The 6,419-nt window shown below is 65.4% G+C and carries 4 protein-coding genes and 1 pseudogene; all 5 read right to left on the bottom strand.

The annotated features are described in order from the left end of the window. Positions 1 to 229: 229 nt before the first annotated feature. Entirely contained in the window at positions 230 to 1,891 is a 1,662-nt protein-coding gene (locus tag Q8O80_RS03115; RefSeq protein ID WP_305576818.1) for a urocanate hydratase, read from the bottom strand. A 147-nt stretch (positions 1,892 to 2,038) separates the two neighbouring features. Further along, complete coding sequence (locus Q8O80_RS03110; RefSeq protein WP_305576816.1) at positions 2,039 to 3,178, bottom strand: DUF917 domain-containing protein; 1,140 nt, start codon at positions 3,176 to 3,178, stop codon at positions 2,039 to 2,041. Then, positions 3,178 to 4,431, bottom strand: a complete 1,254-nt coding sequence (locus Q8O80_RS03105; protein WP_305576814.1) for a Zn-dependent hydrolase — start codon at positions 4,429 to 4,431, stop codon at positions 3,178 to 3,180. Before Q8O80_RS03105 ends, Q8O80_RS03110 begins: the two co-directional genes overlap by 1 nt. A gap of 157 nt (positions 4,432 to 4,588) precedes the next feature. After that, positions 4,589 to 5,947 (bottom strand): dihydroorotase family protein, encoded by a 1,359-nt coding sequence (locus Q8O80_RS03100; RefSeq protein WP_305576811.1) that lies wholly within the window; start codon positions 5,945 to 5,947, stop codon positions 4,589 to 4,591. 150 nt (positions 5,948 to 6,097) lie between these two features. Further along, positions 6,098 to 6,403 (bottom strand): annotated as a pseudogene (locus Q8O80_RS03095) (ABC transporter permease subunit); the annotation flags it as partial. Positions 6,404 to 6,419: the final 16 nt, after the last annotated feature.

The raw sequence follows: 6,419 nt of genomic DNA, 5'->3' as shown, positions 1-6,419 counted from the left end.
GTTATCGCCGGCAATGTCGGCCGGGCTGATGAGCAGGTCTGGCGCGGCACAGTGGGCGAATCGGTGGCTGCCGTCACCGCATTCCCGCTGTCGGCGCCGACCATCTTTGCCGTGGGTGATGCGCTGAAAGGCGCAGATTCCGGGCGCCTCGCCCTGACGGCGAGCGCTTAGCAATATGTTAACAATAGTGCCACCTGGCGAGGGTGCAAATGACCTGTGGGTGGGGGCGCTACCCCACCCTGATATGTCCGATGCCCTTCAGGGCAATCTCGTCCAGGCTTTCCGCATATCCCGCGTCGGCATAGCGCATCACGCCGAGGGCGGTATCATTGGTCAAAGCATGTGTTAGCCGTTCTGTAGCCTGTTCTGTCCCATCGGCGATTATCGTGACCCCGGCCGAGGTCATGTAACCGGCATAGCCGCCACCGCCGGAATGGACCACGACGAGGTCGGCCATGGACGAGCAGAGCAGCATGGCGTCAAGAATGGGCCAGTCGGCGATGGCGTCCGAGCCGTCCTGCATGTTCTCGGTCATGATATTGGGGTGCGCCATGGCGCCGGCGTCGAGATGGTCGCGGCTGAAGGCGATCGGCCCGGCAAGCGTGCCATCCGCCACCATGGCGTTGACGGCCTGAGCCAGTGCGGTGCGCTCGCCATGCCCGAGCCAGGCGATCCGCGCCGGCAGCCCCTCGAACGGGACGTGCTGGCGCGCCAAGCCAATCCAGTTGGTGACGATTGTGTTGTCGGGGAACATCGCCAGCAGCGTGTCGTCGATCCTGCGAATGTCCTCGGGGTCGCCCGACAGCGCCATCCAGCGGAACGGGCCGATGGCGCGGGCGAAGAGCGGTCGCAGATAGGCCTCGGTGAAAATCTTGATATCGAAGGCATTCTCCACCCCACCCGCCCTGGCGTGGGTGCGGATCAGATTGCCATTGTCGAACACCTCGCTGCCGGCCTGCTGGAAGGCCAGCATGGCGCGGACATGGTCGACGATGGAGGCCTGGCTGGCCGCCATCAACTGGCCCGGCCCTTCCACCCGCAGGCGCTTCACTTCGGCCATGCTCATGCCCTTGGGCACATAGCCATAGACCAGATCGTGGGCGCTGGTCTGGTCGGTGACGATATCGGGCACGATGCCGCGGCGGGCGATCTCGGGATAGATGTCAGCGGCATTGCCGACCAGCCCGATCGAGGTCGCCCGCTTCTCGGCCACGGCCCTGTCGATCATCGCCAGCGCCGTATCGAGGTCGGGCGCGATGGCTTCGAGATAGCCGATCTCCTGGCGCTTGGCCGCCCGTTCCGCATCGACATCGACGCAGAGGATGGCCGCCCCCGCCATGCGCCCGGCCAGCGGCTGCGCGCCACCCATGCCGCCCAGGCCGGCGGTGAGAATGAAGCGACCCGCAAGGCTGCCGCCAAAGCGGTTTTCGGCGATGCGCATGAAAATCTCATAGGTGCCCTGGATCACGCCCTGGCTGCCGATATATTGCCAGGCACCGGCCGTCAGCCCGCCCCAGCAGATCAGGCCCTTCTTCTCGAGTTCATAGAACACCTCGGCCCGGGCCCATTGTCCGACAATGTTGCAATTGGCCATGATCACCAGCGGCGCCCTGGCGTGGGTCTTGAGCAGGCCGATGGGCTTGCCCGACTGGATGATCAGCGTCTGGTCCTCGTCCATTTCCAGCAGGGTTTTGACGATGGCCCTGTGGCTGGCCCAGTTGCGCGCCGCCTTGCCCAGCGCTGCGTAAATGATCAGCTCTTCGGGGTTTTCGCCGACGCTGAGCACATTTTCCAGCAGCCGCAGCAGCGCCTCCTGCCGCCAGCCCCTGGCGCGCAGCTCCGGGCCGCCGGGAATGGGGAAATTCGGGTGACGCGGGTTTGGTGTGGGCATGTCTGGCTCTCCTCTCTTCCCGCAGGAAGAGCGACAATTGCAGTCGGCATCTATCAGTCGACACCCCCCTTGCGGGGAGGGATCAAGAGTGGGAGGCGGTTGGCCCCGATATCCGGGCCAAACCCCACCCCCTCCCAACCTCCCCCGTCAAGGGGGAGGTGTTACTCCGCGTGTGTTGCTGGGGTCGGCATCAATCGCCTGCCGACCCAGATCCAGCGCATATTTGGCCAGTTCGATCCCCATGCGTTCCTCAACGAAGGGATAGACCGTGGGGTCGAGGACCGATGAGCTGAGTGGAATGACGGTTTTGGGCACGTGCAGGACAAAGATCTGCATGCCGACCTCCAGCTGCCCGACGCTGAGCGGCTCGCCATCCACCGAGAGAGTGGTGATGACATCGGGGAAGGTTGCCAGCCGGGCGCCGCCCTTGTCGTCCACCGCCATGTATTCGTTCATCACGTGCAGCACGTCGCCCGACGCGAGCGTTACCGTGCCGATATCGAAGGCTTCCTTGGTGTAGAGCACCGATTTGTCGGTAATCCGCCCCTCGCACAGAATGGTACCGCCCGTGGTTTTCGCGATGGTGTCGATGATGGCCGTGCCGCCCTTGCCCTGGGCAGCCAGAATGGCCTCGCCCAGCTTGAGCGCCAGCGAAATACCGCCCAATGCGGCGTGCCGTTGCACATAGCTGGCGCGCAGCGGATTGCGGCAGGAGGCGATGAAACCGCCCGACATGTCGGCGGCGGTGCGCAGGATCGGCGAAACCTTTGCCGTGGCGCCGCGCGTCACCAGCTCGATATAGCGGTTCTCGCTGCGATTGCCGCCGACGGCGGTCTGGATCATCTGTTCATCTGAACCGGCCATGCCGATCGAGCCCATGTCGCCAGTGGGATGGGCCCGGATATCGCCAACGGCGTCGACCACCTTGGTGCCGAGAATGGCCGAGGGCAGCCAGCCGTTCAGCGTCGATGACTTGCCGTTCTGGCCGACCATCAGGCCGCTGAGCTTTTCGCCCAATGCGTCCTGCAGCAATTGCACGGCCTTGATGTAGTCGACGCCCTGCATTTCCCAGGGCGTGGTCGACGCCGGGGCGCCAATGGCGGCAGCGGTAGCGACCCAATCGTTCTCATCGAGTTCTTCGATGCTGACCAGTTCAGGCTGGCCGGCATTGACCGCAGCCATGCCCAGCATGCGGCCATGATCGGCCCAGCCACCGCCGCCGGCGGCATAGACCGAGCCGCCGCGCACCGCCGCTTCGACGTCCTTTTCGGTCAGAATGCGGCCCATCAGCTATGCTCCTGCAGTTTGGCATCGAGCGCCAGCACGGCCTGCAGCAGCACCGCCGCACCCAGCGCGATATCCTCGGTGGCGGCATATTCATCGGGGGCATGGCTGCGCCCATCGCGGCAGGGCACAAAGATCATCGCGGCCCTGGTGATACGTGCCATCCAGGCCGTGTCATGCCCGGCGCCCGACGCCATGCGGCGATGGCTGGCGCCGGCGGTTTCGCAGGCTGCATCGAGAATATCGAGCAGGCCGGGATCACAGGGCGTGGGCGAATTGTCCGAGACGAGGCGCGGCACCGAGACGGTGACGCCGGTCTTGTCGGCAATCGCCACCACGCCCTTGTCCAGTTCATCGATGAAACGCTCCATATCCTGGCGCAGTTCGGCCCGGGCATCGATCAGCATGCGCACACGGGCGGGAACCACATTGGCGGCGTTGGGACTCATTTCGAACTCGCCAACGGTCGCGGCAAAATGGGCGGCGCCGCCGGCCAGCGCCCTGGCCAGTTCCTCGACCCCCAAGGCAATCCAGGCGGCCGTGCTCAGGGCGTCCTTGCGCGACCCCATCGGGGTGGTGCCGGCATGGTCAGCGCGACCTTCGACGATGATTTCGATCCGGGTGATCCCGGCAATCGCGGTGACCACACCAATGTCGATTTCTTCGTCCTGCAGCACCGGCCCCTGCTCGATGTGCAATTCGAGGAAGGCCTTGATGTCGTCACGCCAGGCCGAGCGATGCGGGTTGCCCCCGACAGTGGCAATGGCCTTTTCCAGCGTTATGCCGTCACTCTCCCGGGTCAACCAATCCAGCGGGCGCGTGTCGCTCATGCCCCGGCTGCCGATGCAGGAGACCCCGAAAATGGAAACCTCCTCGGCCAGAAAATCCACCACTTCGAGGGTATGCTCGAGCACCCTGCCCTGATCGCGCAGCGCCCGCGCCACTTCGAGGGCGGCGATCACCCCGGCAATACCGTCAAAGCGGCCGCCATCGGGGACGGTGTCGGAGTGCGAGCCGAGCATGATGGTGCCCAGCTCGGGGCGCCTGCCCGGAATGGTGCCGATCAGATTGCCGGCGGCGTCGATCTGGGTGACAGCGCCGACGGCCTGCATGGCCTGTTCCAGCCAGGCCCGGCCTTCGAGAAATCTGGGGGTGAAGGCACGACGCGTCCAGGGACGGTCGGGCTCGGTGATGGCGGCGAGCGCCTCGATATCGGCAGCAATGCGCTCGGATCGGATGGGGGTATTGGCGATCATGGGCGGGTCTCCTCGCGTCCGGCGGTTCCCCGACCCCTACCCTTGATCCCTCCCCACAAGGGGGAGGGAGACGATGGGTGTGCGTTCAGAGGCGGAAGACTGGTTTGGCGCAGGGCGAGCTTGCCTCCCCCTTGTAGGGAGGGAGTGGGGGTGCCGTTCACGCGCCCAGCTCCGGCCGCACGAACTGGCCAAAGCCCGGTGCACCGACCGAAGTGCCATCGAACACCTGCTGGCCACGCAGATAGGTCAGCCCGACCGTCCAGGGCAGTTCGATGCCATTATAGGGCGACCATCCCACCACATTGTGCCCGCTCGCCGCAGCATCATAGCGCCCGGGACGCGGGAACAGCACGGTGATGTCGGCGTCCTTGCCCGACCTCAGGGCGCCCTTGGCGTGGTCGATCCGAAAGTGTCTGGCCGGGTTTTCCGCCATCAACCGGGCGGCCCAAGTCAGCGGGATATCGCGTTCGAGCGCGCCTTTGACGAAAAGCGGCACCATGACTTCGAGTCCGGGCACGCCCGAAGCATTGGCCAGCATGTCGGCATTGGTCTTGCGGCCTTCCGACCAGCTCACGTGATCGGTCGACACCAGGGTGACATTGCCGGCGCGGACATGCTGCCAGAGCTTTTCGACCTCGGCACGGGGGCGGATGGGCGGGTTGATCTTGGCCTTGCCGCCGAGACGGGAGACGTCGTTTTCCTCGTCAAGCGTCAGATAGTGGATGCAGCACTCGATGGTGGCGTCAAAGCCCTGCTCGCGATAGGCGCGCGCAATATCGTAGCCGCGCCCAAGCGAGCAGTGCACCACATGGGCCGGGCAGGCAGTGGCGGCGCCGGTTTCGTAAATCTGCAAACTGGCCAGCAGTTCGGCGAGCGGCGGACGGCTGAGGCCGTGGGCGCGGTAGTCGGTGATCCCGGCAGCCTGGACCGTGGCCATGGCGGCGCGGACCATTTCATCGTCTTCGTTATGGACGCCGGCGGTGAGGCCGGTTCTGGCGACGGCGGTGAAGCACTCCTCAAGCAAGGCAGGGGGGATGCGCGGGAAGCGGACCGGGTCGGTGCCGAAGGTGGAGAATTTGAATGCGGCAACGCCGGCGGCGGCCTGCTCGGCGATGCGGCTGGCGCCTTGCTGCGGGTCGATGGTGCCATAGAGTGCGAAATCCACCCGCGCCTGCGCCGTGGCATGAGCTATCTTGCGGCGCACCGCATCAGCCGAGCAGACCAGATTGCCCTCGTCATAGGGCATATCGACGATGGTGGTGACCCCACCGGCGGCGGCCGAGCGGGTCGACCAGATGAAATCCTCCTGGTCTTTCTGGCTGAGCGAATGCACCTGCGCATCTATGGCGCCGGGCAGGATCAGTGCGTTGCCCAGCTCGTGACGCTCATGGGCCGAGGGCGCACGGCCCTCGCCAACATGGACGATCTTGCCCTGGCGCACCGCCACATAGCCATTCTCGATGATGAGATCGGGGAGCACGACGGTGCCGGCCAGCGTGAGATCGAAATCGGACATGTCACTGCCTCCAAGGGCTGGGGGTGGACCTGGCTCCCCCTTGCCGGGAGAGCGTGAGGGTGGGGGCAAAGCGCGGCCATTGCTGCATACCCCCACCCTTGATCCCTGCCCACAAGGGGGAGGGAGACGACTGTACGGCCCGATCACTGGTCACGCCGCCGCCCTCCCCGATTGGCCGGTTCGGGCCATCAAGAACCGCTCCAGCGCCGACAGGCCGTCATAGATCAGCACGGCGAGCACGCCGACGATCAACCCGCCCTGCAGCACAAAGGCAGTATTGTCCGAGAGCAGGCCGGCAATGATGACCTCACCCAAAGTGCGCGCGGCGACGGTGGAGCCGATGGTGGCGGTGGCCAGCGAGATGACCACCGAGAGCAAGATGCCGGCCAGGATGACCGTCAGAGCCAGCGGCAGTTCGACCTTGAGCAGCCGCTGCCAGCCGGTCATGCCCATGCCCTAGGCCGCGTCGGTG

This window comes from Devosia sp. (assembly GCF_030689745.1).
Classification (GTDB): domain Bacteria; phylum Pseudomonadota; class Alphaproteobacteria; order Rhizobiales; family Devosiaceae; genus Devosia; species Devosia alba.
Note: the sequence above shows the minus strand (reverse complement) of the source record. Positions and strands in the feature narration are given on the sequence as shown.